The sequence below is a fragment of the Phorcysia thermohydrogeniphila genome (assembly GCF_004339575.1).
In the GTDB taxonomy this organism is placed as follows: domain Bacteria; phylum Aquificota; class Aquificia; order Desulfurobacteriales; family Desulfurobacteriaceae; genus Phorcysia; species Phorcysia thermohydrogeniphila.
The window spans coordinates 104,391-129,715 of record NZ_SMFV01000005.1; the positions used below are offsets into that span (position 1 = coordinate 104,391).

The 25,325-nt window shown below is 45.7% G+C and carries 27 protein-coding genes; 7 read left to right on the forward strand and 20 right to left on the reverse strand.

Annotated elements, in window-relative coordinates; genetic code table 11:
* Entirely contained in the window at positions 1–1,275 is a 1,275-nt protein-coding gene (gene hemA / locus CLV27_RS07305) for a glutamyl-tRNA reductase (protein WP_132527344.1), read from the forward strand.
* Positions 1,276–1,300: 25 nt separating this feature from the next.
* On the opposite strand, the gene acs is transcribed toward hemA, so the two are convergent.
* From acs to CLV27_RS07335, 6 genes are all read right to left on the reverse strand, one after another.
* Positions 1,301–3,196, reverse strand: a complete 1,896-nt coding sequence (gene acs, locus CLV27_RS07310; protein WP_132527346.1) for an acetate--CoA ligase — start codon at positions 3,194–3,196, stop codon at positions 1,301–1,303.
* Between the two features lie 23 nt (positions 3,197–3,219).
* Complete coding sequence (locus CLV27_RS07315) at positions 3,220–3,861, reverse strand: exonuclease domain-containing protein (protein ID WP_132527348.1); 642 nt, start codon at positions 3,859–3,861, stop codon at positions 3,220–3,222.
* Entirely contained in the window at positions 3,861–5,681 is a 1,821-nt protein-coding gene (locus CLV27_RS07320) for a putative nucleotidyltransferase substrate binding domain-containing protein (protein WP_132527350.1), read from the reverse strand. The genes CLV27_RS07315 and CLV27_RS07320 overlap by 1 nt, the downstream gene beginning before the upstream one ends.
* Positions 5,682–5,729: 48 nt before the next feature.
* The gene (gene actP, locus CLV27_RS07325) at positions 5,730–7,247 is read right to left on the reverse strand and encodes a cation/acetate symporter ActP (protein ID WP_132527481.1); all 1,518 of its coding nucleotides are present in this window, start codon (positions 7,245–7,247) and stop codon (positions 5,730–5,732) included.
* Positions 7,248–7,333: 86 nt separating this feature from the next.
* Positions 7,334–7,645, reverse strand: a complete 312-nt coding sequence (locus CLV27_RS07330) for a DUF485 domain-containing protein (RefSeq protein WP_132527352.1) — start codon at positions 7,643–7,645, stop codon at positions 7,334–7,336.
* Between the two features lie 22 nt (positions 7,646–7,667).
* Complete coding sequence (locus tag CLV27_RS07335) at positions 7,668–8,897, reverse strand: DcaP family trimeric outer membrane transporter (RefSeq protein ID WP_132527354.1); 1,230 nt, start codon at positions 8,895–8,897, stop codon at positions 7,668–7,670.
* Positions 8,898–9,021: 124 nt separating this feature from the next.
* Between CLV27_RS07335 and CLV27_RS07340 the strand changes: the two genes are divergently transcribed.
* On the forward strand, positions 9,022–9,672 hold the full coding sequence (locus tag CLV27_RS07340; RefSeq protein WP_165863711.1) for a response regulator transcription factor: 651 nt from the start codon (positions 9,022–9,024) through the stop codon (positions 9,670–9,672).
* 13 nt (positions 9,673–9,685) lie between these two features.
* Here the strand turns inward: CLV27_RS07340 and CLV27_RS07345 are convergent, their stop codons facing one another.
* From CLV27_RS07345 to tnpB, 6 genes are read right to left on the reverse strand one after another with little or no spacing between them, the layout of a single operon-like run.
* Positions 9,686–10,525: a 4Fe-4S binding protein gene (locus CLV27_RS07345; RefSeq protein ID WP_132527358.1), complete on the reverse strand. Its 840-nt coding sequence runs from the start codon at positions 10,523–10,525 to the stop codon at positions 9,686–9,688.
* On the reverse strand, positions 10,525–10,671 hold the full coding sequence (locus CLV27_RS07350; RefSeq protein WP_132527360.1) for a thioredoxin: 147 nt from the start codon (positions 10,669–10,671) through the stop codon (positions 10,525–10,527). The genes CLV27_RS07345 and CLV27_RS07350 overlap by 1 nt, the downstream gene beginning before the upstream one ends.
* Positions 10,661–11,551, reverse strand: coding sequence for an Mrp/NBP35 family ATP-binding protein (locus tag CLV27_RS07355; RefSeq protein ID WP_132527362.1), 891 nt, complete (start codon positions 11,549–11,551; stop codon positions 10,661–10,663). The genes CLV27_RS07350 and CLV27_RS07355 overlap by 11 nt, the downstream gene beginning before the upstream one ends.
* Positions 11,552–11,553: 2 nt before the next feature.
* Positions 11,554–12,336: an inositol monophosphatase family protein gene (locus CLV27_RS07360; protein ID WP_132527364.1), complete on the reverse strand. Its 783-nt coding sequence runs from the start codon at positions 12,334–12,336 to the stop codon at positions 11,554–11,556.
* Positions 12,320–12,577, reverse strand: a complete 258-nt coding sequence (locus tag CLV27_RS07365; RefSeq protein ID WP_132527366.1) for a hypothetical protein — start codon at positions 12,575–12,577, stop codon at positions 12,320–12,322. Before CLV27_RS07365 ends, CLV27_RS07360 begins: the two co-directional genes overlap by 17 nt.
* Positions 12,578–12,627: 50 nt before the next feature.
* Positions 12,628–13,809, reverse strand: a complete 1,182-nt coding sequence (gene tnpB, locus CLV27_RS07370; RefSeq protein WP_132527368.1) for an IS200/IS605 family element RNA-guided endonuclease TnpB — start codon at positions 13,807–13,809, stop codon at positions 12,628–12,630.
* A 133-nt stretch (positions 13,810–13,942) separates the two neighbouring features.
* Between tnpB and CLV27_RS07375 the strand changes: the two genes are divergently transcribed.
* Genes CLV27_RS07375 through CLV27_RS07390 form a run of 4 tightly spaced genes read left to right on the forward strand, consistent with a single transcriptional unit; the run spans position 13,943 to position 16,730 of the window.
* Entirely contained in the window at positions 13,943–14,590 is a 648-nt protein-coding gene (locus CLV27_RS07375) for a response regulator transcription factor (protein WP_132527370.1), read from the forward strand.
* Positions 14,583–15,488, forward strand: coding sequence for a sensor histidine kinase (locus tag CLV27_RS07380; protein WP_132527372.1), 906 nt, complete (start codon positions 14,583–14,585; stop codon positions 15,486–15,488). The genes CLV27_RS07375 and CLV27_RS07380 overlap by 8 nt, the downstream gene beginning before the upstream one ends.
* Positions 15,489–15,534: 46 nt before the next feature.
* Positions 15,535–16,467 (forward strand): ketopantoate reductase family protein, encoded by a 933-nt coding sequence (locus CLV27_RS07385; protein WP_132527374.1) that lies wholly within the window; start codon positions 15,535–15,537, stop codon positions 16,465–16,467.
* On the forward strand, positions 16,464–16,730 hold the full coding sequence (locus CLV27_RS07390) for a thioredoxin family protein (protein WP_132527376.1): 267 nt from the start codon (positions 16,464–16,466) through the stop codon (positions 16,728–16,730). Before CLV27_RS07385 ends, CLV27_RS07390 begins: the two co-directional genes overlap by 4 nt.
* On the opposite strand, the gene CLV27_RS07395 is transcribed toward CLV27_RS07390, so the two are convergent.
* The 8 genes from CLV27_RS07395 to CLV27_RS07430 form a co-directional block, all read right to left on the reverse strand.
* Positions 16,717–17,964, reverse strand: a complete 1,248-nt coding sequence (locus CLV27_RS07395) for a hemolysin family protein (protein ID WP_132527378.1) — start codon at positions 17,962–17,964, stop codon at positions 16,717–16,719. The two genes, CLV27_RS07390 and CLV27_RS07395, sit on opposite strands and share 14 nt — an antisense overlap.
* Positions 17,964–19,211: a hemolysin family protein gene (locus CLV27_RS07400; RefSeq protein WP_132527380.1), complete on the reverse strand. Its 1,248-nt coding sequence runs from the start codon at positions 19,209–19,211 to the stop codon at positions 17,964–17,966. The genes CLV27_RS07395 and CLV27_RS07400 overlap by 1 nt, the downstream gene beginning before the upstream one ends.
* Positions 19,211–20,680 carry a membrane protein insertase YidC gene (yidC, locus tag CLV27_RS07405; RefSeq protein ID WP_132527382.1) on the reverse strand — a complete coding sequence of 490 codons (1,470 nt, stop codon included), beginning with the start codon at positions 20,678–20,680 and terminating at the stop codon, positions 19,211–19,213. The genes CLV27_RS07400 and yidC overlap by 1 nt, the downstream gene beginning before the upstream one ends.
* A gap of 13 nt (positions 20,681–20,693) precedes the next feature.
* Positions 20,694–20,900: a membrane protein insertion efficiency factor YidD gene (gene yidD, locus CLV27_RS07410; RefSeq protein WP_132527384.1), complete on the reverse strand. Its 207-nt coding sequence runs from the start codon at positions 20,898–20,900 to the stop codon at positions 20,694–20,696.
* Complete coding sequence (gene rnpA, locus CLV27_RS07415) at positions 20,897–21,265, reverse strand: ribonuclease P protein component (protein WP_132527386.1); 369 nt, start codon at positions 21,263–21,265, stop codon at positions 20,897–20,899. Before rnpA ends, yidD begins: the two co-directional genes overlap by 4 nt.
* Complete coding sequence (rpmH, locus tag CLV27_RS07420; RefSeq protein ID WP_132527388.1) at positions 21,250–21,411, reverse strand: 50S ribosomal protein L34; 162 nt, start codon at positions 21,409–21,411, stop codon at positions 21,250–21,252. The genes rnpA and rpmH overlap by 16 nt, the downstream gene beginning before the upstream one ends.
* 62 nt (positions 21,412–21,473) lie before the next feature.
* Positions 21,474–22,253, reverse strand: coding sequence for a purine-nucleoside phosphorylase (locus CLV27_RS07425; RefSeq protein ID WP_132527390.1), 780 nt, complete (start codon positions 22,251–22,253; stop codon positions 21,474–21,476).
* A 12-nt stretch (positions 22,254–22,265) separates the two neighbouring features.
* Positions 22,266–23,936: a VCBS repeat-containing protein gene (locus CLV27_RS07430; RefSeq protein WP_132527392.1), complete on the reverse strand. Its 1,671-nt coding sequence runs from the start codon at positions 23,934–23,936 to the stop codon at positions 22,266–22,268.
* Between the two features lie 108 nt (positions 23,937–24,044).
* On the opposite strand from CLV27_RS07430, the gene CLV27_RS07435 reads away from it, so the two are divergent.
* A complete protein-coding gene (locus tag CLV27_RS07435) occupies positions 24,045–25,265 on the forward strand; it encodes an ammonium transporter (protein ID WP_132527394.1) in 1,221 nt (406 codons plus the stop codon).
* The last annotated feature ends 60 nt before the right edge of the window (positions 25,266–25,325 follow it).

Consider the following 25,325-nt stretch of genomic DNA (forward strand, 5'->3'; position numbering starts at 1 on the left):
ATGGGAGAGTTAAAGCTGTGCTGTCTGGGGGTGAACCACAAAACTGCTCCCGTTGAGGTGAGGGAAAAGTTTGCATTCAAGGGAGAGGCTGTAGAGAGCGCGCTTTTAAAGCTCAACTCCTTTGCAGGTGTTGATGAGTGCATGATACTTTCAACGTGTAACAGGGTGGAAATTTACTTCACCACGAGGGTTTCTGCTCCTTTTAAGGATGTTTATGAGTTCCTCATTGAGGAGAAGGGGGCGAGTATAGAGGAGATAAACCGCTTCTTCTACAGGAAAGAGGGGAAGGATGCGGTTAGGCACGGTTTCTATGTTGCCTCAAGCCTTGACTCAATGATAGTTGGAGAGCCTCAGATTGTAGGCCAGTTTAAGGACGCTTTCCAGACGGCAAGGGAACTTGGCACTGTTGGAACGGTTCTTAACCGTTTCTGTGAGACTGCTCTGAAGGTGTCAAAGCGGGTGAGGACCGAAACCGGAATTTCAAGGAATGCGGTTTCTGTAAGCTTTGCGGCGGTGGAGCTTGCAAGGAAGATATTTGGAACTCTTTCAGGTAAAAGAGTTGCCATAATAGGCGCTGGCGAGATGGCAGAGCTTGCCGTTAAGCACCTTGTTTCAAACGGTGCTTCGGAGGTTTTTGTTGTCAACAGAACCCTTGAGAGAGCTGAGAAGTTAGCGAAGGAGTTTGGCGGGAAGGCTTTTCCACTCACGGAACTTCCTACTGTTCTTGAGCTCTCTGACATTATCATTAGCTCCACTGGAGCTCCCGGCTACATCCTAAAGCCTGAAAATGTTATCCCTGCCCTTGAAAAGAGAAAGCAACGTCCGATGTTCCTGATAGACATAGCAGTTCCAAGGGACATAGACCCAGCCCTTAACGAGGTTGATGGGCTTTACGTTTACGATATTGACGATTTACAGCAGGTTGTTGAGGCTAACATAAGAGAAAGGCTTAGGGAAGCAGAGGTAGCAAAAGAAATTATTGAAGGTTACGTTGAAAGGTTTATCCGTTGGCTGAGGGAACTTGAGGTTGCTCCACTCATTGCGGAGCTAAAGGAAAAGGCTGAGACAATAAGGAAGGCAGAGCTTGAAAAGAGACTGCCGGCTTTAGGTCTTACGCCTGAGCAGGCTAAAGAGGTGGACAACATAACAAGAATCATCATAAATAAACTTCTCCATCAACCTATAACGAGCGTCAAAAGAAAAGCAACGGAAGAGGAAACCCGTTACCACGTTGTTCAGATATTCAAGGAGATTTTTGGTTTAGGGAAAGAATAAGGGCGGGTAGCCCCCGCCCTTTGAATTAGTCCTCTAAGGTTGAGAGGTCTCCGGGATCCATTCCAAGCTCTTTGGCTTTGAGAACCCGCCTCATAATCTTTCCGCTTCTTGTCTTAGGCAGTTTGTCAACAAATTCAATCTCAGAAGGAACAGCTAAAGCTCCAAGCTCCATCCTCACGTGTCTTTTCAGTTCTTCAACGAGTTCGTCAGAACCGGTGTAGCCTTCTTTGAGTATAACGAAGGCCTTTATGGCCTCTCCTTTTACTGGGTCGGGCTTACCGATTACGGCTGCCTCTGCAACTGCCGGGTGGGAAACTAAAGCCGATTCAACTTCCATCGTTCCTATTCTGTGACCAGATACGTTAATAACGTCGTCAGCTCTACCGAGTATCATGATGTAGCCGTCCTTATCCCTCACGGCAACGTCGCCAGCCATGTAGCAGTTAGGAATTGTGTTCCAGTACTGCTCGTAGCGCTCAGGGTTCCTCCATATTGTCCTCATCATTGACGGCCATGGGAACTTGACAACGAGGAATCCACCCTTTTCGTCCTCAACGGGGTTACCCTCTTTATCAACAACTTCGGCTATTACGCCGGGAACAGGTTTTCCTGCTTTACCGGGCTTCATCGGGAGGCCGTCTATCGTTGTAATCATTACTGCGCCGGTTTCGGTCTGCCACCATGTATCAACGATTGGGCATCTCTCCTTTCCAATGACCTTGTAGTACCAGAGCCATGCTTCAGGGTTGATTGGTTCACCAACAGAGCCAAGGAGCCTTAAGGATGAAAGGTCGTACTTGTTTGGCCACTCTTCACCTGCCCTCATGAACATCCTTATTGCTGTTGGAGCTGTGTAGAAGATGTTGACGCCGTATTTTTCAATAATTCTCCACCATCTGCCGAAATCTGGGTAGTTGGGAGCTCCTTCAACTATTACCTGCGTTGCACCGGCAACGAGCGGTCCGTAGACGATGTAGCTGTGTCCCGTAATCCATCCCGGGTCTGCCGTACACCAGTAGATGTCGTCTTCTTTCAAGTCAAAGACAGTTTTTACGGAGTAGTAGGTTCCCACCATGTAACCGCCGGTTGTGTGGAGGACGCCCTTGGGCTTACCGGTTGAACCGGAAGTGTAGAGGATGAAGAGGGGGTCTTCTGCGTCCATGACTTCGGGCTCACAGTAGTCGGGCTGTCCCTTCATGAACTCGTAGAAGTCAACCTCTTTTTCGCCTATAAGGTCAACCTTTGGCTCAAGGCGTCTTAAGACTATGACCTGTTCAACGAAGGACAGGTCAACGATTGCCTCGTCAACGATTCTCTTTAGTGGGATAGCTCTTCCTCTTCTTATCGTTACGTCTGCAGTGATTACTATTTTTGCCTCTGCGTCCTCTATTCTGTGGCGGAGTGCTGGAACGCTGAATCCTGCGTAAACTACGGAGTGAATTGCGCCAATTCTTGCACAGGCGAGCATTGCGACAATCTGTTCAACAACCAAAGGCATGTAGATGATTACCCTGTCTCCCTTCTTAACACCTGCGGCTCTTAGGGCGTTTGCGAATTTATTTACGAGCTTGTAGAGCTCTCCGAAGGTTACAACTCTTTCGTTTCCGAGCTCATCCTCCCAGAAAAAGGCCACCTTATTGCGCTTTCCTCCTTTCACGTGCCTGTCAAGGGCGTTTACCGTAATGTTGGTCTTACCGCCTACGAACCACTTGGCGTAGGGGTAGTTCCACTCAAGAACCTTCTCCCACTTTTCGTACCAGAAAAGCTCCTCTGCCACGCTTGCCCAGAAAGCTTCTGGGTCCTCTTTGAACCTCCTGTACTCCGCCTCGTAGTCCTTCACGTTTGCCCGCTTTACGAACTCCTCCGGTGGGTTGATGATTACGCCTTCCTTTAGCAGGTGGTCAAGTCTCTCTTCTGCCATGTTTGCCCTCCTTTTATTTGGTTTTAAAAGTTGATTGCTCTCTTCCAGTTAATGTCCGACTTCAAAAAGTAGAGAAATACAAAAGCAGAAAGGAGGCAGTCGCACAGGGCGTTGTGCCTCTTCTCCACTTCAATTCCAAGTTCCTGTGCTATCTCATCAAGGCTTTTCTCTTCCTGAACCTGATTTAGCAAGTACCTTCTTTTGAGGTCCAGCTTGTAGAGGTGTCTTATGTCTATAAAGGGGTTGAGTACCTCAAATCCAAAGAGCCTTTTTGTGTACTTTGAGAGCATAGCTATGTCAAAGGCCACGAAGTACCCGATAAGCACCGTTCCCTTGATGTACTCAAGGAATTGCGGTAATACTTCCTCTGCTTTTGGAGCTCCTGAAAGTTCCTCTTCCCTGATTCCGTGGATAAGGACGCTTTCCCTTGCCGGCTCTTTTTGCGGTCTGAGAAGGGTGTAAAAGGTAGTAGAGAAATCTACTTTGAAGTTAACAACTTTCACGGCGCCAATGGAAATGATTTCGTCCTTCTTAACGTCAAGTCCCGTTGTTTCTAAATCAAAGGAGCAGAAGACAGCTTTCTCTAAGTCAACCTCTCTGAAAAACCTCCTAAAGTACGGGTTGTTTCTGTACATGAGTTTCTTTACCCTTCTCAGAATACCCATTACACCCTCAGCCTGAAGTGGACTCCCAACATTTCTTGAAACTTTGAAATGACCTTGAAAGCGTCCTTGAGCAGGTCCCTTTCAAACTTTGTTAGCTTTTGGGGATTTACGTAATTATCAGGAGTTCTTCCTCTTTTGATTTTATCCAGTTGGCTTTTAAGCCTTAGTGTTTGAAGGAACTTGAAAGCTTCAATAAGTTCGCTGCAGAAATCTTTGCCTATGCTATCCTTTAGAAGTTCTATCCTCCTTACTGTGTTGGTTTCCTTTAATCCCTTTTCAAGGCTTAGGATTCTTGCGCCCTGTGTAATTGGGAAAATACCGCCTCTTTTAAGGTCAAGTTCTCCTTTGTGTTCTCCACTTTTTTCAAGAACAAACCTATGAAATATATTTATTGGAGGTTCAGTTTCAAGGACTTTCTGAGCCATTGCGACAAGGAAGTTCCTGTAGTTCTTAGCTAACCTGTTTAAAAAGTCCCTCAGCTCTTCGGAGAGTTTCCCGTTTCCGTAAACTGCCCTAAAGTCTAAGAAGATACTTGCTTTCAGGATATTTCCAGCATTTGGCCTTGAGAACCACTCCTCAAGCGTATACTTCCACTCATCAAGGGACTTTACCCACTCAGGGTTTGAGACCATGACCTTTCCGGGGCATTCCGGGAAACCTATCTCTAACAGGATTTCGGTTATTGCTTCCCCAAGCTTCAGGAAGTATTCCCTTCCTTTCGTTTCCCTGTAAACGATGGCATTGTCAATGTCCGTTTTTATCGTCTGTTCTCTCCTTCCTTCACTTCCCAGTGCTAAGAAGTCAAACTCCCCTTCAGGTTCTCCTACCTTCTCAATGGCAAGGTCTACTGCTTTCCGGATAAACTTATCGTTTATCTCGCTTATGTAGCGCTGGAGGATTACTATGTCCTTTCCGCTTTTAAAGAGCGCCTCTATTGCTTCCTCTACTGAAATGAACAGCCTCTTGAGGTTCTTTACATCCCTTTCGGCTTCAATTTCCCTTGCTAAGAAGACAAAGTTTTTGGTCTGCTGGATGAAAATGGTTCTATCTTCTAAGATGCCAATTATCTTTCCGTTTTCAACGACCGGAAGTCGCTTTACTCCGCTGTTTACCATTTTTACTATAGCTTCAAAGACGAAGTCGTTGCTTTCTACCGTCATAACTGGGTATGTTGCTATCTCTTCTGCCTTCACGCTTAAAGGACTAAGTCCTTTTGCAACTACTTTAGTCTTAAGGTCCATGTCGGTGATAATTCCCGTTTCTTTTCCTTTGACTAAGCAGCAGGACGTCCCAGCTTCAACCATCTTTTCTGCTACGCTTTTTACGTTTTCTTCCCTTTCGCAGAAAATAGCTGGACTTAACTTCATTTCTTTTACCGGCAGGAGGGAAACGGTATCTTCCGCACCGGGTAGTATTTTCCTGTAGCCCTCACTGAGCCTTTCAATAGTAGTTTTCGTAAAGAACTCCCTGAATTCTGGGTAACTTTTCAGCACTTCTTTAAAGGCTTTTCTGGAAATCATGTAAAGTATGGAGTTTTCAGCAGCTTTTACGGTGAACCGGGACGGTTCTTCAAATATGATTTCTGTATCTCCAAAGAAGTCTCCTTTTTCAAGGACGTCAACGACCTTGTCACCCTTTTTCACGGTACAGCTTCCCTTCACTATGATGTACAGGTAGTCAACCTGTTCACCTTCTTTGAGTATCTCCGTGTCCCTCTTTACGTAGTCTGCAAGAGTGTTCTTTGCTAAGAAGTTAATTTCCTTTTCCGGCAGTTCCTTGAAGGGTTCTATTGTTTTCAGCAGTTTTACCGGTTCAAGCATTCCGCTTCTCCGTTAAAGAGGAGGGGGAGGACGGGCCTCCCCTGAGAATTATTCTGCACCGATACCCAAGTACTTTCTCACCTTCATTTCTTCAAACTTCTCTTCAGCTTCTGGCTCCTGTGTAAGGAGTGAGACGATGATTCCAACAATAAAGGCCGCTGTCATTGAGATAATTGCAGGGTTCTTGTAGGGGAAGATGGGGGCGGGGTTCCCGAGGATGTCTACCCATACCGTTTTGCTCAGGATGATGAGGATGACGGAGAGGACAAGTCCTGTAATCATGCTTGCAACAGCTCCAGCTGTTGTAAACCTCTTCCAAGAAATGGACATGATGAGCGCTGGGAAGTTCGTGCTTGCGGCTATAGCAAACGCCAGTCCAACAACGAAGGCGATGTTTTGGTCCTTAAACGCAATTCCTAAGATGATGGCGATGATTCCTAAAAGCAGGACAGCAACTCTCGTAATCTTTATTTCCTGCTCTTCAGAGGACTCTCCTTTTCTTATGGCGCCAACGTAAAGGTCGTGGGACAGGGCACTTGCTCCGGCAAGCGTTAGGCCTGCAACAACTGCCAAGATTGTTGCAAAAGCAACAGCAGCAATGAATCCAAGGAATGCGTCTCCTCCGAGAGCTTTAGCAAGGAGTGGCGCAGCCATATTTCCGCCTTTACCGATGGAAACTATCTTGTCAAGACCAACGAGGACAACAGCTCCAAAACCTATAACGAAGGTCAGAATGTAGAAGTACCCGATGAATCCGGTAGCGAAGAAGACAGACTTTCTGGCTTCTTTTGCATCTGGAACGGTGTAGAACCTCATCAGTATGTGTGGAAGTCCCGCAGTTCCAAACATGAGGGCAAGACCGAGGGAAATAGCGTCAATTGGGTTGCTTACGAGTCCTCCCGGCTGGAGCCACTTCTGACCGGCTGTCTCTTTTACAGCTTTAAACAGGGCTTCGGGGCTAAAGCCAAAGAGGGAGAGGGTCCAGATGGTCATTATCGTTGCTCCGGAAAGGAGAAGGACAGCTTTAATTATCTGTACCCAAGTTGTGGCAAGCATTCCACCGAAGAGGACGTAGATAATCATTAGCGTTCCAATAATGATGACGGCAACATCGTAGGGTATTCCGAATACGAGCTGTACCAGCTTTCCAGAACCTACCATCTGGGCAATCAGGTATAGGATAACGACAGCAATTGAGCCGAGAGCTGCAAGTATCTTTATTGGCCTGAGTTTTAGCCTGTAAGCAACGACGTCTGCAAAGGTGTACTTACCGAGGTTCCTTAGGGGTTCGGCCAGCAGGAACATGATTATTGGCCAGCCGACCAAGAAACCGATTGAGTAAATAAGACCGTCGTAACCTTTAGTTGCGACCATACCGGCAATTCCCAAGAAGGAAGCTGCACTCATGTAGTCACCGGCAATGGCAAGTCCGTTCTGAAAACCGGATATGCTCCTACCTGCAGCGTAGAACTCAGTTGCTGTCTTTGATTTCCTTGCAGCCCAGTAGGTAATTCCCAGAGTTATGGCTATAAACAGGAGGAAGAACCCTATTGCCACTGGGTGCATTCCAACGATGGCTTCTCCTGCAAAGGCGGGAGTGGAAAGCCCTACCAGTCCAGTTGCTATTAGCAGTTCCCTGAGGATTCCCATCCTTACCTCCTGAATTTCTCTCTGAGTTTTCTGACTGTCGGGTCGTAGTTGCTGTTTGCCCACCAGATGTAGGCACCGGTAAGGAGCCAGGAGAAGATGATTACGCCGATACCAACGATGATTCCGATTGTTGTTGCACAGCTGCTGCAGATGGGCGTTGAGAGGAAATCTTTCCCGTAGGCGAGCATCAGGATGAATGAGTAGTAAACGACGAGCATTATGATTGTGAAAGTCGTAACAACCTTTGTTACGTTCTTGGCAAGTTCCTGAAACTCAGGGTCCCTGAGAATACTCAGGAGCTCTTCCTTTCTCATACTTTCCTCCCTGAACTCTTTATTACCAGAGGTAAATAGCTGAAGCTATGTACCTTTCGCCGTGCTCAACGGTTCCTTCGTAGAGAGTTTCCTGATGGTCAACTTCAAATCCGAAGGACACGTTTGGAGCAAGCTTGTAGATAACGTTTCCAAAGGCCCTCCAGTTCTTCTTGTAGTTTCCTGTGGCCTTTGCGTAATCGTCATCTGGGTCGTTCATACCTGTTCCGAGGTTGAAGCTGACTTTCTGGAAAGGTTTAAGTGAGAGCTGAATGAAGCCACCTTTTGTTTCAACCTCTTCAACGCTTGAACCTTCAAGGTAGTGGGGGTCGGTAAAGACGAGGAAGTCCCTTGATGTGAGCCCTTGGGCATAGTAGGCTTCACCTTTTACTGCCATTGGGAAGAAGAGGTTAAATGGAATATTCCACTCAAAGGCAACGAGGTAGTCGGTTACGTCATCCTTTACGCCGTCAACTTCATCACTTCCTTGTCTGTAAGCACCGCCGAGGGCTACGTAGAGAGGTTTGCCTGTTCCAAGGGCGTCTCCTTTATAGAACAGCTTTGCTCCTACCCACGGCATTCTCATTCCTACGTGGTCTGTTGTAGCAGAGCTCTTCCAGACAGTTCCTACGATTCCAAATCCGCTCTCAAAGCTCTGAGTTACTGTGATTTGAGCTACCCTGTCCCAGAGGTTACCGGAAGCTCCCATGCTCAGGAAGTCAAGGGTTGAGGCCATCTGGGAGGCAATTGGGATGTAGTCCTGACCGATTCTTATGTTTGTTCCATGACCGTTGTTGAGGTTGATGTAGGAAAGTCTAATCCTGAGAGCTCCATTGTCGGAGTTGCCACCGAGGCCGTAAAAGTCTGCTTCAACTCTACCTGTAACTTTCCAGCCGTCAGCTTCAGGGCCGTTAATGATGAAGCCAATGCGGGTGTCCTTCATGTTGAAGGTAGAGCGGTCGTCTCTGTCTCTGAGGGGTAGTTTTGTGATGAAGGCGTCTGTTCCCATGTTGTGGGTGTCGTAGATAGCGTCCAGCTTGATCTTTCCGTAGATTTTGATGGGGCTTTTTACTCCTGTTACGGCTTTTGCTCCGACTCCCTTCTTGGCTTCAAGCTCTGCCAGCCTTGCCTGTAGTCTTGCCATTTGCTCGTGGAGCTGTCTGATTTGGGCCCTTAGGCTTTCAACGTCGTCCTGAGCGTAAGAAGGTGTAGCCAGTAGAGAAGCAAGTGCTGTAAGCGTTAGGAGCTTTCTCATGGCACCTCCTTTTAACTTGTGTTGCCATAATTGTAACAAAATTTTAATATTTCCTTATACAAGATAATTAGGAAAAACTGTTAAAACAGTGTAAAAAACTCGTTAAAATGATGTAAAAGAGATGGTGAAAATACTGTTAATAGAAGACGATAAAAGCCTTGCTGAAGAGATTTACGAGGTTTTCACAGACTACGGCTTTGATGTGGAGTTAGGAACAAGTAGGGACGATATTTTCCGTCGGAACGGTTACTCTTTTCTAATCTTTGACCTTGCCCTATTAGGTATGAAAGGACTTGAAATCTGTCAGGCCGTAAAGAAGCGGAGGGATATTCCCATCGTTGTTTTGAGTTCTGTCTGTGATGTTAACGTGAAGGTGAAGTGGTTTGAGATGGGGGCCGATGACTTCTTAGTGAAACCTTTCAGCACGAGGGAGCTCCTTGCTCGGTGTATCGCCATAATGAGGCGCTATAGAGAAAAGCTCAGGAATGTCCTTGAGTTTGAGGGAATGATTTTGAAGAAAAATGAGGGGCGGGTTATTGTTGATGACAAGAGTGTTGACCTAACTAAGATAGAACTTCAGATACTGGAGCTCCTCATGAGGTATCAGGAGGAGGTTCTTCCCAAGGAGTTTATCTTAGACAGAGTTTGGGGCAGCAGGAAGAACGCAAGAACCTTGGACGTTTACATTCATAGGCTTAGAAAGAAGTTGGGGAAGAAGGGTAAACACCTTAAGACTTTGATGAACGTAGGGTATATACTGACAAGGAACGTTTAATAATTAAATAATGTTAACTGTCCTGCGTCGTTAGTTCTGGTCGTGTTAGTTTAACCGGAGAGTTAACCTTCACTGCTGGGCAGATTCTGACACAGTTTAGGCACCTAAGGCAGGCTGGAGAGTTGGGGTCCTTGTAAATTTGGTAGTTAACAGGGCAGGATTTTTGACAGAGGTTGCATTCTATACAAGTTTCCTTCTCAAGCTTAAAGTCAACAATACTCAGCTTGTTGAAGATTGAGAAAAGGGCTCCCAGAGGACAGAAATAGCGGCAAAAAGGCCGTTTTATAAAGATAGAGCCGTATAAGAATATACTTCCGAGGGCTAACTTGAAGAGAAAGAAAGCTCCTGCCATGTTCAGAATCATCGTGCTGACGGCAACCCAGTAGATACCGGCCTCTACGGTTCCGGTGGGGCAAACCATGCAGAAGTAGTGTTCCTTAAATAGGTAAGGAAGTAACAGTACTCCAAAAAGTAGCATCAGGTATTTCACGTATACAAAAGGTCTTGGAAGCTCAAACTTGGCAGAAGGGATTTTGTGAAGAAGGTCCTGAAAGAGACCAAAGGGGCAGACCCAGCCACATATCCACCTGCCAAAACTTGCTGAAACGGCAGCGATAACCCCAAGGGTTAGTAGGGGGATTTTGGAAATGACCAGAAAGTGGGAGAGCGTTCCTATGGGACAGGAGTAAACAGAGGCCGGACAGGCGTAACAGTTCATTATTGGCAGAGGAATGGACTTTAGCTTTCCCGTGTAAAGCCTTGCTGTAAAGAAATTCCACAGGTGAAAATTTGCAAAGATTGCCGTTAAGGACTGGTAGAGTCTTCTATTCCTTAGCAGCGGTATTCTCAGCATCACTTAATTCCTATGCAGGTAAGGCACAAGATTTTTCCGTTGTTCCAAATAACCCTCAGCTCATCCCTGTAGATGCCGAAGAGTACTGTAAAGATTGACAGGAGCAGGAGAGCTCCTGCCAGTACCTTCTTATTTTTATCCGTCACCTTTACTACCCTCTCCTGTAACCTCAAGAACCTTGTCAACTATCTGGGAAAATGCTTTTGCAGAGCGGCTTTCTGGGTGTGATACTACTACCGGCACCCCTTTATCTCCAGCTTCAACAACTGTTGGTTCTACGGGTACTCTGCCGAGGAACGGAATTCCGAGCTCTTCTGCAGCCTTCTCTCCGCCGCCTTTCTTGAAGAGCTCTATCTCTTTTCCGCAGTGGGGGCAGATAAGGCCACTCATGTTTTCAACTATTCCGATAACAGGGACGTTCATCATTTTGGCAAAGCTAATGGACTTTCTCGTGTCAAGGAGTGAGACTTCCTGAGGTGTTGTTACAATGATAAACCCGTCCATCGGCTTTATTAGCTGTCCAACGCTTAGTGCCTCATCGCCTGTTCCCGGCGGAAGGTCAACTATGAGGAAGTCAAGCTCTCCCCAGTCAATTTCTGCCAAGAACTGCTTTATTGCCTGATGCTTGAGAGGGCCTCTCCACACTACAGGCTGGTCTGGATTTTCAAGGAGGAAGGCCATAGATACCACTCTTAAGTTTGGCATTCCAAGGGGAATGAAGGGCTTTATCGTCTGGGACTCTGGATCTGCAAAGAGCCTCTGACCTTCTGCACCAAGCATCTTGGCAACGTTTGGCCCGTGAAGGTCTGCATCAAGGAGGCCTACCTTAAATCCTCTTTTTGCGAGCTCCGTTGCAATGTTTGTTGCGACGGTCGTTTTTCCGACGCCTCCCTTACCGCTTAAGACGCCGATTTTGTGCTTTATCTTTGAAAGGTTGCACGTAAGTTTTACGTCCATTGGGTCCTGAGCTGTTTGACAGGCGCTTTTATGGGGACATCCTTCGCACTTTTTCTCGTCGTATCCCATATCTAACCTCCCAAGTGTTTGTGAACTATTCTAAAAAGTTCTGGGTAAGTATTCAGGGATGCTCCTATTATGTTCCCGGACTCTAAGAACTTCCTTTCACCGTTAAAGTCGCTCACTTTTCCACCGGCCTCTTCAATGAGGAGAACACCTGCGGCTATATCCCACGGGTGGAGGAACATTTCCCAGAAGCCGTCAAAAACGCCTTTAGCCGTGTAGGCAAGGTCAAGGGCAGCAGAACCGCAGCGTCTTATCCCAGATACGGAAAGGAAGACCTCCTTAAAACACTTCAGGTAGTCATCAAGGTACTTTTTCCCCCTAAAGGGAAATCCCGTAGCTATTAACGCCTCTTCAAAAGTCCTATCACTTACCTTGATTCTCTTCCCGTTACAGTAAGCTCCGCTTCCCTTCTCCGCTGTAAAGACCGTTTCTAAGGCCGGAGCGTTCACAACTGCGGCGACCAGCTCTCCCTTAAACTCCACTCCGATTGAGACACAGAAGGCCGGCAATCCGTGAATGAAGTTCTTTGTTCCGTCTAATGGGTCTATGTACCACTTCCAGTCGTTTCCTCCGTGAAGACCACTTTCCTCTGCAACTATAGTGTGGTGCGGGAACGTATCCTTTATAGTCTTAATAATAATCATTTCAGATTTTTTGTCAGCTTCCGTTACGTAGTCGTTCTTGGCTTTAAGCTCCACTTGGAGCTCGTTAAGGTGGGCAAAGTACTCCATTAGCGTCTCTGCAGCTCTCTCAGCAGCTTTTATTGCCGTTTCAATAACCTTGTCCATCAAAGTCTCCTGCTCCTGTGGGTTTGTAAGAGATGGAGATTAGATTGCCGTTTTCCAGCAAGTATTCTACCGTGAAGGTGTGGTGGTATGAGACGTAAGAAACGTTTCTTGACGAGAGTAAGCTTTGGGTGTGGAATATTGCCTCATCCCACGTTTCAAGGTCCCTGAACTCAACTTTTAAGTCAAAACCTTTGATAGTAAAGGCTTTCTCTACGGCAGCTATAAACTCGTCTGAGAGCATGTTCCTTCTCCTTTGGGAGTAGCAGTTATTTTATACTAGTGAACTACTCCTCATTGAGATGAGGAGCTTCCCGCCTCAACGAGTGCAACCGCACTCTCCACGGGCGTAAGTTCGGGTCGTTCCAACCCTACCGCTCGTATGGTGAGCGACCCCTTTATGAGTTTCAGTCCCTCTTTCAAGAGGTTTAGGCTCGCATTGTAATCCCTATTGTGTTGTGTTCCACAGTTAGGACACTTCCATTTCCTATCAGACAGTTTGAGATTTTCGTTCTTGTAGCCACATACAGAGCAGAGCTTTGATGAGGGATAGAACGGGTTTATCTTGACCAGTTTCCTACCGTAGAACTTTGCTTTATACTCCAGATAGGAGATGAACCTTCTCCAGCTCGCGTTTGCTATGTGTTTGGAAAGTTTACTGTTCTGGAGTAATCCCTTGACTTTTAAGCCTTCCACTATTACGGCTTGGTTATCGCCGATTATTCTCTTGCTTAGTTTGTGTAGAAAGTCATTTCTCTGGTTCACTATTTTTTCGTTAAGCTTTGCTATCCTTTTTTGAAGTTTACGGTATTTGTTACTACCCTTTACTTTCCTTGATAATTTTCTTTGGAGTTTTTTGAGTCTCTTTTCCGTCTTCAACAGGTACTTCGGATTTTCTATCTTCTCTCCCGTTGATAGGGTACAGAAGTGGGTAATTCCTAAGTCTATCGCTACTACCTTATCTGTTTGTGGAAGTGGTTTTATTTCTCTATCAACAAGTATGTTGAGGTAAAACTTCCCGGACGGTAGTTTAGTGATTGAAATGCTTTTAACTCTTCCCTCTATCTCCCTGTGTTTTTTGAACTTTATCGGTGTTTTAAGTTTCGGTATCTTGATTTTGTTTCCCTCTATACGGAAATGTTGAGGTATTGATACGCTATTTATTCTCTTTTTACTCTTGAACTTAGGAAATTTCGCAAGTCCTTTAAAGAAGTTCTTAAACGCTCTATCGAGCCACTTTATTGCTTCTTGAAGTGATTGACTGTTTGCTTCTTTGAGAAATGGAAATTTCTCTTTAAGTTTAGGCAGTAATTTCTTGTATTCGTAGTAATTCCAACTCTTCCCTTCCCTTTCATAATTTTCTTTGGTTATTTCAAGGAGCTTGTTGTAGACAAACCTGCAGTGTCCTATCTGGCGGTTTAAAAACTCTACCTGCTCTTTCGTAGGGTAAAGTCTGAATCTGTAAACGTAAAGCATCGTTTGTTTTCAAAACCTCTTAAAATTAATTTAAGCTTAAAGCTTCTCAAAACAACGGCTTACGCCGTGCGCTGTATCTCTCCTTTGAAAAGGAGAGGATTAGCGTAAAGTTTATCCTAAAAGTGGAGGATGGATGGCTGTAATAGCAGTTGTTGAGGATGATATCTCTATTGGGAGTCTGCTAAAGAGAATTCTTTCCGCAGAAGGGTTTACGGTAAGGCACTACTTGACTGCTGAGAATTTTTTAAATGATTTCCTTGAGTACGGGAGAGAGTGCGACCTTTTAATACTTGACGTTATGCTTCCGGGAATGGACGGAATTAAGACCTGTCGTTTTTTAAGGCAGAGGGGGGTAGATATACCTATCTTAATGCTTACAGCACTCTCGGAAGAGGAGGATAAGGTTCTTGGCCTTGACAGCGGGGCTGATGACTACGTGACGAAACCTTTTGGGATGAAAGAACTCCTTGCCAGAGTGCGGGCGCTTTTGAGGAGAAGGGGGAGTTCTTTTAAAGAAGAAGTGAAGGAGGAAGTTCTCTTCACGGATGAAGGAGTAGTAATTGAGGGTAGGAGCGTTAACTTAACGAAAAAGGAGAGGGAACTTTTAAAGGTTCTCGTTGAAAACAGGGGAAGAGCCGTTACGAAGGAGGAGCTCTTCCTTAAAGTCTGGGGGAGTGCAGACGTTTCCATCAGGACGGTGGACGTTCACATAAAGCACCTTAGGGATAAACTCGGTGGAAGGATAAGGACCGTCTGGGGAGTGGGGTATAAGTTTGAGTAGGGAGATTTTACTGAGGATTCAGAATCTAAGGGACGATATTCTTTTTGTTGATAGAAAGGGCTACGTTGTAGGTAAAAGCAAGAGACTCTGGGATTATTACCCTTACGGCGAGACCGTTAAAGGTTTTGAAGAGGCTGTAGAGACAGGAAGGAGTTTTTTTGAAGTAGAGGAAGGAGAAAGAATCTATCGGTTTGAGGTAACAAAACTAAATGAAGAGCTCCTTATTGTCGTCAAGAAGGACGTTTCCTGCGAAAGGAGACTTAAAAAGGTTAAGAAGGAAATAGTTTCAATCATATCTCACGAGCTTAAAACCCCCCTTACGGTTATAAGAGGAAACGTTGAATACCTCTTGAACTATGGAGAGTGCGGGGAAAAGGAGCTCCTTGAAGAGGTAATCAGGAAAGTAGAGAAGATAGAGGAGATAGTCGCCGGAGCTCAAAAACTTTTTTCTTCGGCTAAGGAGTTTTCGGAAGTTAAGCTAAAGCCTGTGGTTGAGTCTGTCCTTGAAACTTTCAAAGAGAAGATTGAAGAAAAGAGCTTGAATCTAAAGGTCTACCTTGAGGATGTTTCTGCATTCTGTGAGAGGATACTCTTTGAGCAGCTTGTAAAGAACCTTGTTGATAACGCTTTGAAGTTTACTGAGAAAGGAGAGATTGAGGTACGCTTAGAGAAGAGAGAAGGAGAGATTGTGTTAACAGTCAGGGATACTGGGGTTGGGATTCCGAGGGAACTCCTTCCTGTGGTATTTGAGAAGTACGTAAAGTCGCCTATAAGCTCCGGCCACGGCATCGGCCTTTCTGTTGTTAGGGAGATTGTCCGCTTTCACGGCTGGAAAATTGAAATTGAAACTGAGGAAGGAAAGGGAACAACTGTTAGAGTGGAAATTCCTGTCTCTTAGTCTGTGGTACACTTAGACCAAACTTACTCTTTTTTAGGAGCTGCCGATGAAGTTTGTCATTTTCGGCACAGGAGGGGTAGGCGGTTTTTACGGCGGGATGATTGCAAGGGGTGGCAATGAAGTTGTTTTTATTGCAAGGGGCGAAAAACTAAAAGCTATGAAGGAGAAAGGTTTAACAGTTAAAAGTTTTAAGCACGGCCAGTGGACCGTTAAAGAGGATGGAAGGAGGGTTTTTTTTACAGATAAACCTTTGGAGGCTGGTAAGGCGGACGTAGTTCTTGTCTGCGTAAAGTCCTACGATACTGAAAAAGTAGCCCCTCGGATAAAGCCCCTTCTTAAAGAGGATACCGTTGTAGTCTCTGTTCAAAACGGTATAGAGAACGAGGAGATTCTTGCCAAGTTCTTGGGGGAAAAGCACGTCCTTGGAGCTACAGCCTTTATTGGTGCTTACGTTAAAGAGCCGGGAGTTGTCGTCCACGAGGCGGCTGGACTCCTTGAGATAGGTGAGATGACGGGAGAAGTTACTGAAAGGGTTGAAAGGCTCGTTGAAGAGCTTAAAAGGTGTGGAATTGAAGCAAGAGTTTCAAGGGACATTCGCTATACCCTGTGGAAAAAACTCGTTTGGAACGTTGCCTTTAATCCCTACTCCGTGATAACGAGAGCTACCGTCGGTGAAATGCTTGAAATGCCTGAAACCTATGAGGTGCTTAAGAATCTAATGCTTGAGTGCTATAAAGTGGCCGAAAGCTACGGCGTAAAGCTTAAACCCAAAGTTATGGAGAACTACCTACGCTCTTCCCCAGACCTCAAAAACTACAAGACCTCTATGCTACTTGACTTTGAAAGGGGTAAGCCAATAGAGCTTGAAGGTATTACTGGAGCTCTCATAAGGAAGGCAGAGGAGAAGGGAGTTCCAGTGCCTTACAACCGATGTGTTTACGCAACTGTGAAGCTTTTAGATAGGAAGAGGTGGAAATGAGGATAAAGTTGGTTCTTTTCTCTTCAAAGGAGTGTGGGAGGTGTTCGGCCTTAAGGCCAAAGCTTGAGGAGCTTGCCTTAAGTTACGGGGCTTCCTTTGAGGAAGTGGACATTGACAGAAACCCTGAAGTTGCAGCCGAGAAAATGGTTTTCACCGCTCCGGCTGTTATCCTTGAAGTTGACGGAAAGGAGTCTGCAAGGTGGGCGGGGATATTCCCTCTTACCATGATAGAGTCTTTACTTAGGAGAATTACAGCTCCCTGATTCTGACTTTCTTTATCTTTTTTGGGTCAACCTCAAGAACGGTGAGTTCTGCCGTGTTTAGCCTTACTTTTTCTCCTTTCTGGGGGAACCTTCCAAGCTTTGAGAGAATGAGTCCCGCTACTGTAGCGTAATCTGGAGCTGTTGGAAGGGGCTTTTTGAGGAATCGGTTTATCTCGTCTATTTCAGCGGTTCCGTCGGCAATTATCTCTCCTTCCTTCTTAGTTACTTTCACGCCGGGTTTGTCAAACTCATCCTCTATCTTTCCTACTATCTCTTCAAGGATATCCTCAGGGGTAACAATTCCGAGGGTTGAGCCGTACTCGTCAACTACTATTGCCATTTGTTCTTTCGTCTTCCGAAACTCTTTTAGGGCTTCAAAGATGCTCATGTACTCGGGGAATATCAGTATCGGCTTCATTAAGCTCTTTACTCTAACCTTTCCGTCTTTAACGTTTAGAAGGTCTGATATGGATATGTAGCCGACGATGTTGTCAAATCTGTTCCTGTAAACGGGAAACTTTGAAAAGCCTGACTGTTCCGACAGTCTAAGGACCTCTTCTATTGGAGCTCCCTCCTCAACTGCAACGACGTTTAAAAGGGGTACGTAGATATCTCCAACAGTCTTTTCCCTCAGACGAAGTATATTCCTGAGGATGTTCCTCTCCGTTCTCTCCACTTTTAGCCTTGAGGCACTCTCTACGAGGAGCTTGAGTTCCTCTTTTGTTACGAAGGGGCTTTCCCTTGACTCTGCACCTACACGTTTAGCGAGGAAGCGGGCAAATCCCATGACAAAGATAGACACGGGCTTAAAGAGGATGTAGAAGAAGTAAATGGGGTAGACTATCTTGAAGGCTATCCTGTGGGAGTATTTCTGAAAAAGGCTCTTAGGTATGAGCTCCCCAAAGGTGAGGGTTATGGGGGTAAAGCAGAGGACTGTTACAACTTCTGGGTAACTTTTCAGGGAGGGGAATGTGGCCGTTATGGTGTCCAGAATGGCCGTTGTAAATATGGCTGAACCTGTGACTGTGGAGAGGTTTGTTCCTATGAGTGTCGTCGTTAGGAGCTTTTCGGGCTCTTTTAGTAACCTATCTAAAAGGAGAGCTCCCTTCTCTCTTTTCTGAAGCTTTTTTTGCAGTTCTACCCGCGGAAGGGAAACTATCGCTATCTCGCTGCCGGAAAAGAATCCTTCAAAGAGTACGCATACTATTATAAGGATAAACGGCAGCAGCTCCATTATTTCCTTTTCTCCACGATTACGGAAGTTATCCTGTTCCCTTCAGTCTCCTCAACGGTAAAGGTGTAGCCCTGATAGCCAACAGATTCTCCCTTTTTAGGGATTCTCTCTGTAAGTGCCATTAAGAGGCCTGCGAGGGTATCAACTTCAGAGAGGATTTCGTCTTCTCTTAAGTGTAGGAGCTCCTTCACTTCGTCTATAGGAGTGTCGCCGGCAAGTCTTAGTCTGTCTTCCGAGAGTTCTTTGCTTTCTTCCGGACTTTCCCCGACGATTTCGTTTAATATATCGTCAAGGGTTACAAGGCCTGCTGTGTTACCATACTCATCAACAACAATAGCCATGTGTTTTTTTGTTCTCTGCATGTCCTCCAGTAGCCTGTCAAGGGTTAAGAACTCGGTAACAAAGTAGGGTTCGTCCATAAACTCCTTTATTGGTTTTTTAAGCTCGCGAGGTTCAAGTTTTAGCGGAAGTATTTTTCTCGTATAGAGAATTCCGGTAATTTGGTCAAGGGAGTCCTTGTAAACGGGAATTCTGGAAAACTTTTTATCCTTAATCTTTTCAATGGCCTCTTGGACTGTGAGCTCCTCACGCAGGGCAAAAATTTTATGCCTTGGAGTCATTATCTCCTTTACGTCCATCTCTCCAAGGTCAAGGGTTCTGTCTATGAGCTCCTTCTCCTCTTGGGCAATAGTGCCTTCCTTAGCACCCTCAGATACAAGTATCATAAATTCCTCATCGGTTATAGCCTTTGGCTTGTTGAATAGCTCAACTCCAAATGGTTTAAGTAGTATAGTGGCTACTCCAACGAGCAGAAACCTTAAAGGGGTAATGACTGCACCTACAGCCTTAATGAAGTTCAGTATAAAGAAGGCGTACTTTTCACTGTACTTTATGGCTAAGGTTTTTGGGGTTACCTCGCCAAAGATAAGTAACGTTATCACTGTTGCAGGAACAGCTAAGGTTGCTCCCTCCTCTTCTCCGAGGAGTTTTACAAAGAGCATTGTTGAAGTTGCAGCTATGGCAACGTTAACCATCTCGTTGCCGATGAGGATTGTAGCTATGAGGTTAGCAGGGTTCTGAAGAAGCTTAAGGGCTTCTGCTGCCTTCTTGTTACCTTCCTTTGCGAGCCTTTCCAGTCTAAGTGTATTGAGGGAGAAAAAGGCCGTTTCAGAGGCAGAAAAGAGGCCGGAAAGCAGAACGAGAGCAGGCAGTATAAAGTAGTAAACCGTCAGACTGCCCGATTCCATTAACCTGCTTTCCTCTGTAAGGTTTTGTTGATTAGAAGGTTCTGAATAGCAGTTATGATGTTGTTCGTTAACCAGTAGAGAACCAGTCCAGCCGGGAACGTTGCGAACATGAACGTGAAGACTATAGCCATTATGATGAATATTTTGTCCTGCTGAGGGTTGGTTGTTGGGGTAAGTTTTTGCTGGAGTATCATAGAAACGCCCATCAGTATTGGCATTGCGTAAGTTGGGTCAGGAACTGAAAGGTCTGCTACCCAGAGGAATGAAGCCCCTTTAAGCTCAACGGCGTTGAGGAAAATTTCATAAAGGGCAAAGAATACTGGAATCTGAAGGAGTATTGGCAGGCAACCTCCCATTGGGTTAACGCCTGCTTCTCTGTAGAGTTTCATTACTTCCTCGTTAAGCTTCTGGGGATCATTGCCGTACTTCTTCTTGATTTCTTCAAGTTTTGGAGCAAGCTCCTGCATTTTCTTCATTGACTCAAAGCTCTTGTGGGTAAGCGGGTGGAGGAGTACTTTGATAATCAGAGTCAGGACGATGATTACGAGTCCCCAGTTAGGTATGAACTTATGGAGGAACAGGAAGAACTTTAGAAGGGGTTTTGCTAAGAAGCCAAATATTCCAAAGTCTATTGCTTTATCCATTCCGACAGCTTCAAGCTGTTTAATCTCCTTAGGACCGCCAAAGAATGTTCCGCTCTCGGTAAAGGCCTTCACTACTGTGTGGTTTTCTACTTTCTCAACCATTACGGGGAAACCTGTGTCTTTTACTGCAAGGAGGAAGTACTTTTCCTCCTCACCAGCCCACTTTGCATTGCTGAAAGTTATAAAGCCGTTTAATTCCTTAGGTTCTATTCTGAAGACCTCTTTATCCGTCTCTACGACGGGGCCTATGTGTCCCATACGGGAAGTGTGAGCCTCGTTTACCTTTATGTCGGGACCTATCACTGTTATTAGGTCTGCGTCTTTAAGTTCCGTTTTGAGGTCAATTCGGTAGGAATCCGGGTAGAAGGTGAGAGTTTTCCTAAACACTCTGCCGTCGGAAAGTTTTCCTTCAAGCTTAAGGGAAACGGGTTTATCCTTAACGATAACTTCTTTCCTGTCTGGATTGAGTTTTAAAGCGGCTAACTCTCGGGAGAGGGTCTTGTCGGTTGAGACGGTCATAAGTGGATAAATACCAAGATTCTTGGCAGATTCTGAAACGAGCTGGGCGTTGTACTTCTTAACGGTAAGTTTGAGTAGTTTACCGTTAACGGTGGAGATTTCGGCTGTGTAGAGGGGAGTTTCAACCTTTACGATATCGCCGATTTCCCTTGAAGGGATGTTCTCCTGTTTTGTTGCTTTAGTCTTTTTGGGGAGCTCCTGCTCTTTTTTCTCCTTCCCGCTGCCAAAGAATAGCTGAAATCCCAGAACGGCTATTAGAGCAAGTAGTGCAGCCTGTATGAAAGAGTTTAATTTACTTCTTTCCATTTTCCTCTCCTTGTTACGGATAGTCTATTCCACCTTTTGAAAAAGGATTGCAGCGTAAAATTCTCCATGTAGCCTTGAGGCCGCCTTTAATGACCCCGTACTTTTCAATTGCCATAATCGCGTAAGAGGAACAGGAAGGATAGAACCTGCAGCTTGAGGGAAATAGGGGTGATACGAACTTCTGGTAGAGCCTGATGAGGAGTATCAAAACTTCCTTCATTCTTCATCCCTTAAAATGCCGGCTTTCCTCGCCAGTTTCAGAAAGTCCTTTTCTACGTCTTGAAATTTTTTCCCTTTTATCCCTTTTCGTGCTATAAAAACTATATCAACTGGCTTGAGCTTATGCTTGTTAAGTCTGAAAACTTCCCTCATTAGCCTCTTTGCTCGGTTCCTCTCAACGGCTTTCCTGCAAACCTTCTTTGATACTATGAATCCCGCTCTTGCGTATCCTAAATCGTTTGGAGCAAAATAAAAAGCCACGGTGGAGCCACCGAGGCTCTTCCCGTAGCTGAATACCCTCTCAAACTCCGACTGCTTCCTGAGCCTTTCATACTTGCGGAAAGTGAACCTTACCTTCTCTTCCACTCGTCACTCACCGTTAACTTCCAGCGACCCTTTCTCCTCCTTCTGCGGAGGATTTCCCTTCCGGATTTTGTCTTCATCCTTGCTCTAAAACCGTGAACCCTTTTACCGTGAAGCCTGCTTGGCTGATATGTCCTCTTGGTTGACAATTTGCACCTCCTAAGCGAAGTCTCCTGTGATAGGTGGAATTATAGTCAAGAGGAGTTTTTTGTCAAAAGTTTCTAATGGCTGTTCTTAAAAGTTTTGAGAGTTTTTCAGACCTTCTAGAGGAGACCTCTAAGACCTCTTGGTGGCTTGCTTCTGGCTTTAGGGCGTCGTTTGTGAATATCGTTAGAGCTCCAACCTTCATTCCGTAGAAAGCTGCTGCTAAGGCGTCCGGGACTGTTGACATGCTGACGCAGTCTGCTCCAGCGAGCTCTAAAAACCTTATCTCGGCAAAGGTTTCATAGTTTGGCCCTAAGGTAGCTGCAAGCACTGCCGACACTACCTTAATGCCGAGCTCAAGTCCCGTTTTTAAAAAAAGGGTAGAGAGCTCTCTATCGTAAAGGGTTTTTGCGTTAAGGAAAACCTTATCTCCAAAAGAGCTTATCAGTCCGGTTAGCGGGTTTCTCCCCATCAGGTTGATGTGGTCAACGACTACCCCGATTTCAGCAGAAGCTGCTCTCCTTGATATTGCCCCTGAGGCACAGGTCGGTATGAAGACTTTAGCGCCAAGGCAAGAAGCTAAGAACGGAATGAACCTTATTTCCTCATCTGTTCTTCCTTCGTAGTAGTGAAATCGTCCCTGAAAGAGTAGAACCTTCTTCCCTCCAATCTCTGTTACTTTAAGCGTTCCCTGATGTCCCGGGACGGCGGTTTCTGGCATTCCGGGTATCTCAGAGTAGGGGATTTCAATGAAGGAGCTCCCCAAGTCTATTCCAGAACCGCCAACAACTGCGATATCAAACTCCTCTATTCCCGTTTCCCTTTTTATGAACTCCGCTGCTTTCAAGGTTTTTCCCCTTTAAAAGCGTGGGCTAACGAATAGGAGTTTTGACTTGGGTCTTTTGAAAATACCCGACTCTGTGAATACTGCTACTAAGAGGTCGTATTCAGGTATGTAGTCAAACTCCTCAAGACCTCCAAGCTTGTAGATGGGAACTGTGGCTTCCTCCCAGTCAAAAGTTGTTCCTTTCCTATAAAGGAGTAGAACCCTTCCGCCGTCAAAGGTGTAGATGTTCCTTAAGATACCGGGAGCAGCGTTCTTATTCTGGGAGAAGAGAACCTCTTCTTCCCCGTCTCCGTTTACATCTACTGGTTTAGGTTTAGGCGTGATGTAGTAGCTAACAAGTGTATCGTCAACGTACCAGTAAATACTGTTCGGGGATGCACCTATCTGGATCGGCGAGCGCCACAGGATTTGGCTACCGTCTGAAACGTTAAAGAAGTAATCAAGGTCGTAGTAGGCAAAGAGCGTTTTGCTCCCAACCTTAAAGCTCTGAGCGCTTGTAACCTGAAACTCCGGTGGAACAGAGACTTTCTTACCTTTTACAAGTTTGTTGCCTTTAAGCTCTACTATCCATACGTCTTTCCCAAAAAACTTATCAAGCTCACTGCTGACCTTTTGTCCATACAAGGTTTCGTTTACGCCGTCTCCGTCAGTGTCAAAACCGGAGAGGATAAGGTTTGACTTGGCAAGTTTCCTTAGCTTGCCGTTTTTAACTGTAAATACTCCGGAAGAGACGCTCTTTGTTTCTTGGTAGAAGCCGTCTATGACTAACTCAAGCTTTCCGTCTCTATCTAAGTCAACTGGGGAAATGTGGAAAAGGTAAGAACCGGGGAATGGGTTTTTAAACCTGTAAACTTCTGATACTCCATAAGTGTTTACGTGGTAGACCCGTATGTCGTTCTCTGTTGCAACTACGAGCTCTTTTTGAGGTGTTTTATCAATGTTGCCGGCAAAAAGGCTCGTTGCGTGGCTTTTAAGGTCAAGGACCACCTTGTATCCTGAGCTGATGCCAACTTGGAAGGAGGATGCTGGAGCTCCTTCCCAAGGGAAGAGCTTTACCAGCTTTTTCGTGTTATCGTAGACCTCAACTCCTCTCTCTGATACTACTAGATAACCGTCATACCCTAAGAGTTTTTCTGCAGGTACTTTCCTCCTAAAGTCGGATGGGAACTTAAGGCCAAAGAGCTTTTTGAACTTTTCTCCTTCTTCGTAGGGAGCAAGGTTTAACGTTTTGACTTCTTCCTTTAGCTTTGAAAGGAGTTCCTTACCCTTTTCTCCTGTAAAGTCAATGAAGAGGGCTTTATTAAAGGAGAACTTCTTGACTTTTTCTCCTACTAAGGGATTTCCTATGGTTGGAAGTGCTACTGAGTAATCGTTTCTGACTTCTTTTACCTTTAGAACTGCGCCGCTTTCAGAGATAAACCTGTCTCCTTCAGAAATACCGTTCTTTTTGCCGAGGTCAATAATGAATCCGTCATAGCTGTTTAAGACAATTTCACCCTCAACCGGTGAGAATTCCTTTTTCATGTAGAAGAGAACGTTCTCAACGCCTTTAAGTCCAAGTCTGCTTTCCTGTGTTTTCTCTTTCGGGGCGTAAGTCGGATAAACTTGCGGCTCCTTATTACCGAAGGGAGATAACGAACAAGATGTCAAGAGAATGCCTGCAAGGAGGAGTGCTTTCCTCATCCTTCTCTCCAAGAAGTTTTCTGAAATCTTATCAAAACCTCTTCCTGTCCCCTTCGTGGCACGGCTTTTGCTACTAAAAACGGAAAACCCCTTTAGAGGAGGAAAAGTATGGTTGAAGAGGGCATCAAGCAGCTCGTTCAGTCCCTTAACGTCTTCTACCTTCTTGCCGGTGCGGTGATGGTTCTCTCAATGCACGCTGGGTTTGCCTTCCTTGAGGCAGGAACGGTAAGGGTGAAAAACCAAGTTAACGCCCTCGTTAAGATTATCGTTGACGTGTCCATTGCCACTTTAGCCTACTACTTTATCGGTTACCCTCTTGCCCACAAGGTTTCCTTCATTCAGTCTGCTCAAAGCTTAACCGCCGACCAAGGCTTTGAGCTCGTTAGGTTCTTCTTCCTCCTTATGTTTGCTGCCTGCATCTCTGCCATCGTTTCTGGCGGCGTTGCAGAGAGGATGAAGTTTAGGCCTTACGTAACGGCAGGGTTCTTCTTAGCCGGAGTTATCTATCCGTTTTTTGAGGCCCTCATCTGGGCGGAAAGGTGGTCATCCCAGTTTCAGGGGTGGGTGGAGCACATTTTTGGTGCACCAATACATGACTTTGCCGGCTCTATGGTAGTTCACGGCCTCGGTGGCTGGATTGCACTTCCGGCTATGCTTATCCTTGGTGCAAGGATGGGTAGGTACGTAAAGGGCAGGTCAAAACCTATACCAATTAGCAACATTCCTTACCTTGCTCTTGGAAGCTGGATACTGATAATCGGCTGGTTCGGCTTTAACGTTATGAGCTCCCAGAGTATTGAGACGATTTCCGGCCTTGTTGCTGTAAACTCCCTTCTTGCAACGGCTGGCGGAATAATAGGGGGACTCGTTTTTGGCAAGAACGACCCCGGTTTTATCCACAACGGAGCTCTCGCAGGTCTTGTTGCTGTCTGTGCAGGTTCTGACATCGTTAACCCCATTGGGGCTTTCTTTATTGGGCTTGTTGCAGCGCTGATTTTCGTTAAGGCCTTTGTCTGGGAGCAGGAAAAGCTTAAGATTGACGATGTTCTTGGAGTGTGGCCTCTCCACGGTCTTTGTGGCGTTTGGGGAGGAGTTGCGGCAGGTATATTTGGTCAAGAGTTCTTGGGCGGTTTAGGAGGAGTTTCTTTAGCTTCTCAAGTTTTTGGAGCTCTCCTCACCGTGGTTTACGCCCTCTTAAGCGGTTTTCTCCTTTACGGGGCTCTTGATAAGTTAATGGGACTAAGACTTTCTGAGGAAGAAGAGTTTCAAGGAGCAGACCTTTCTATTCACCACATTACAGCCTACCCCGAGGACAAGCTCAAGGTATAACTTTCATAAAAGTCCCGGCTTTTGCTGGGACTTGTCTTTCTCAGGCTATATAATAGTAGT

Coding starts and splice junctions, on each gene's coding strand:
- CLV27_RS07400 (WP_132527380.1), bottom strand. CDS start 19,211: ATGGAATCGGGCAGTCTGACGGTTTACTACTTTATACTGCCTGCTCTC.
- CLV27_RS07435 (WP_132527394.1), top strand. CDS start 24,045: ATGGTTGAAGAGGGCATCAAGCAGCTCGTTCAGTCCCTTAACGTCTTC.
- CLV27_RS07390 (WP_132527376.1), top strand. CDS start 16,464: ATGAGGATAAAGTTGGTTCTTTTCTCTTCAAAGGAGTGTGGGAGGTGT.
- CLV27_RS07375 (WP_132527370.1), top strand. CDS start 13,943: ATGGCTGTAATAGCAGTTGTTGAGGATGATATCTCTATTGGGAGTCTG.
- hemA (WP_132527344.1), top strand. CDS start 1: ATGGGAGAGTTAAAGCTGTGCTGTCTGGGGGTGAACCACAAAACTGCT.
- CLV27_RS07430 (WP_132527392.1), bottom strand. CDS start 23,936: ATGAGGAAAGCACTCCTCCTTGCAGGCATTCTCTTGACATCTTGTTCG.
- acs (WP_132527346.1), bottom strand. CDS start 3,196: ATGGCAGAAGAGAGACTTGACCACCTGCTAAAGGAAGGCGTAATCATC.
- CLV27_RS07360 (WP_132527364.1), bottom strand. CDS start 12,336: ATGGACAAGGTTATTGAAACGGCAATAAAAGCTGCTGAGAGAGCTGCA.
- CLV27_RS07365 (WP_132527366.1), bottom strand. CDS start 12,577: ATGCTCTCAGACGAGTTTATAGCTGCCGTAGAGAAAGCCTTTACTATC.
- yidD (WP_132527384.1), bottom strand. CDS start 20,900: ATGAAGGAAGTTTTGATACTCCTCATCAGGCTCTACCAGAAGTTCGTA.
- actP (WP_132527481.1), bottom strand. CDS start 7,247: ATGCACCCAGTGGCAATAGGGTTCTTCCTCCTGTTTATAGCCATAACT.
- yidC (WP_132527382.1), bottom strand. CDS start 20,680: ATGGAAAGAAGTAAATTAAACTCTTTCATACAGGCTGCACTACTTGCT.
- CLV27_RS07335 (WP_132527354.1), bottom strand. CDS start 8,897: ATGAGAAAGCTCCTAACGCTTACAGCACTTGCTTCTCTACTGGCTACA.
- tnpB (WP_132527368.1), bottom strand. CDS start 13,809: ATGCTTTACGTTTACAGATTCAGACTTTACCCTACGAAAGAGCAGGTA.
- CLV27_RS07345 (WP_132527358.1), bottom strand. CDS start 10,525: ATGCTGAGAATACCGCTGCTAAGGAATAGAAGACTCTACCAGTCCTTA.
- CLV27_RS07320 (WP_132527350.1), bottom strand. CDS start 5,681: ATGCTTGAACCGGTAAAACTGCTGAAAACAATAGAACCCTTCAAGGAA.
- CLV27_RS07330 (WP_132527352.1), bottom strand. CDS start 7,645: ATGAGAAAGGAAGAGCTCCTGAGTATTCTCAGGGACCCTGAGTTTCAG.
- CLV27_RS07355 (WP_132527362.1), bottom strand. CDS start 11,551: ATGGGATACGACGAGAAAAAGTGCGAAGGATGTCCCCATAAAAGCGCC.
- CLV27_RS07315 (WP_132527348.1), bottom strand. CDS start 3,861: ATGGGTATTCTGAGAAGGGTAAAGAAACTCATGTACAGAAACAACCCG.
- CLV27_RS07385 (WP_132527374.1), top strand. CDS start 15,535: ATGAAGTTTGTCATTTTCGGCACAGGAGGGGTAGGCGGTTTTTACGGC.
- CLV27_RS07395 (WP_132527378.1), bottom strand. CDS start 17,964: ATGGAGCTGCTGCCGTTTATCCTTATAATAGTATGCGTACTCTTTGAA.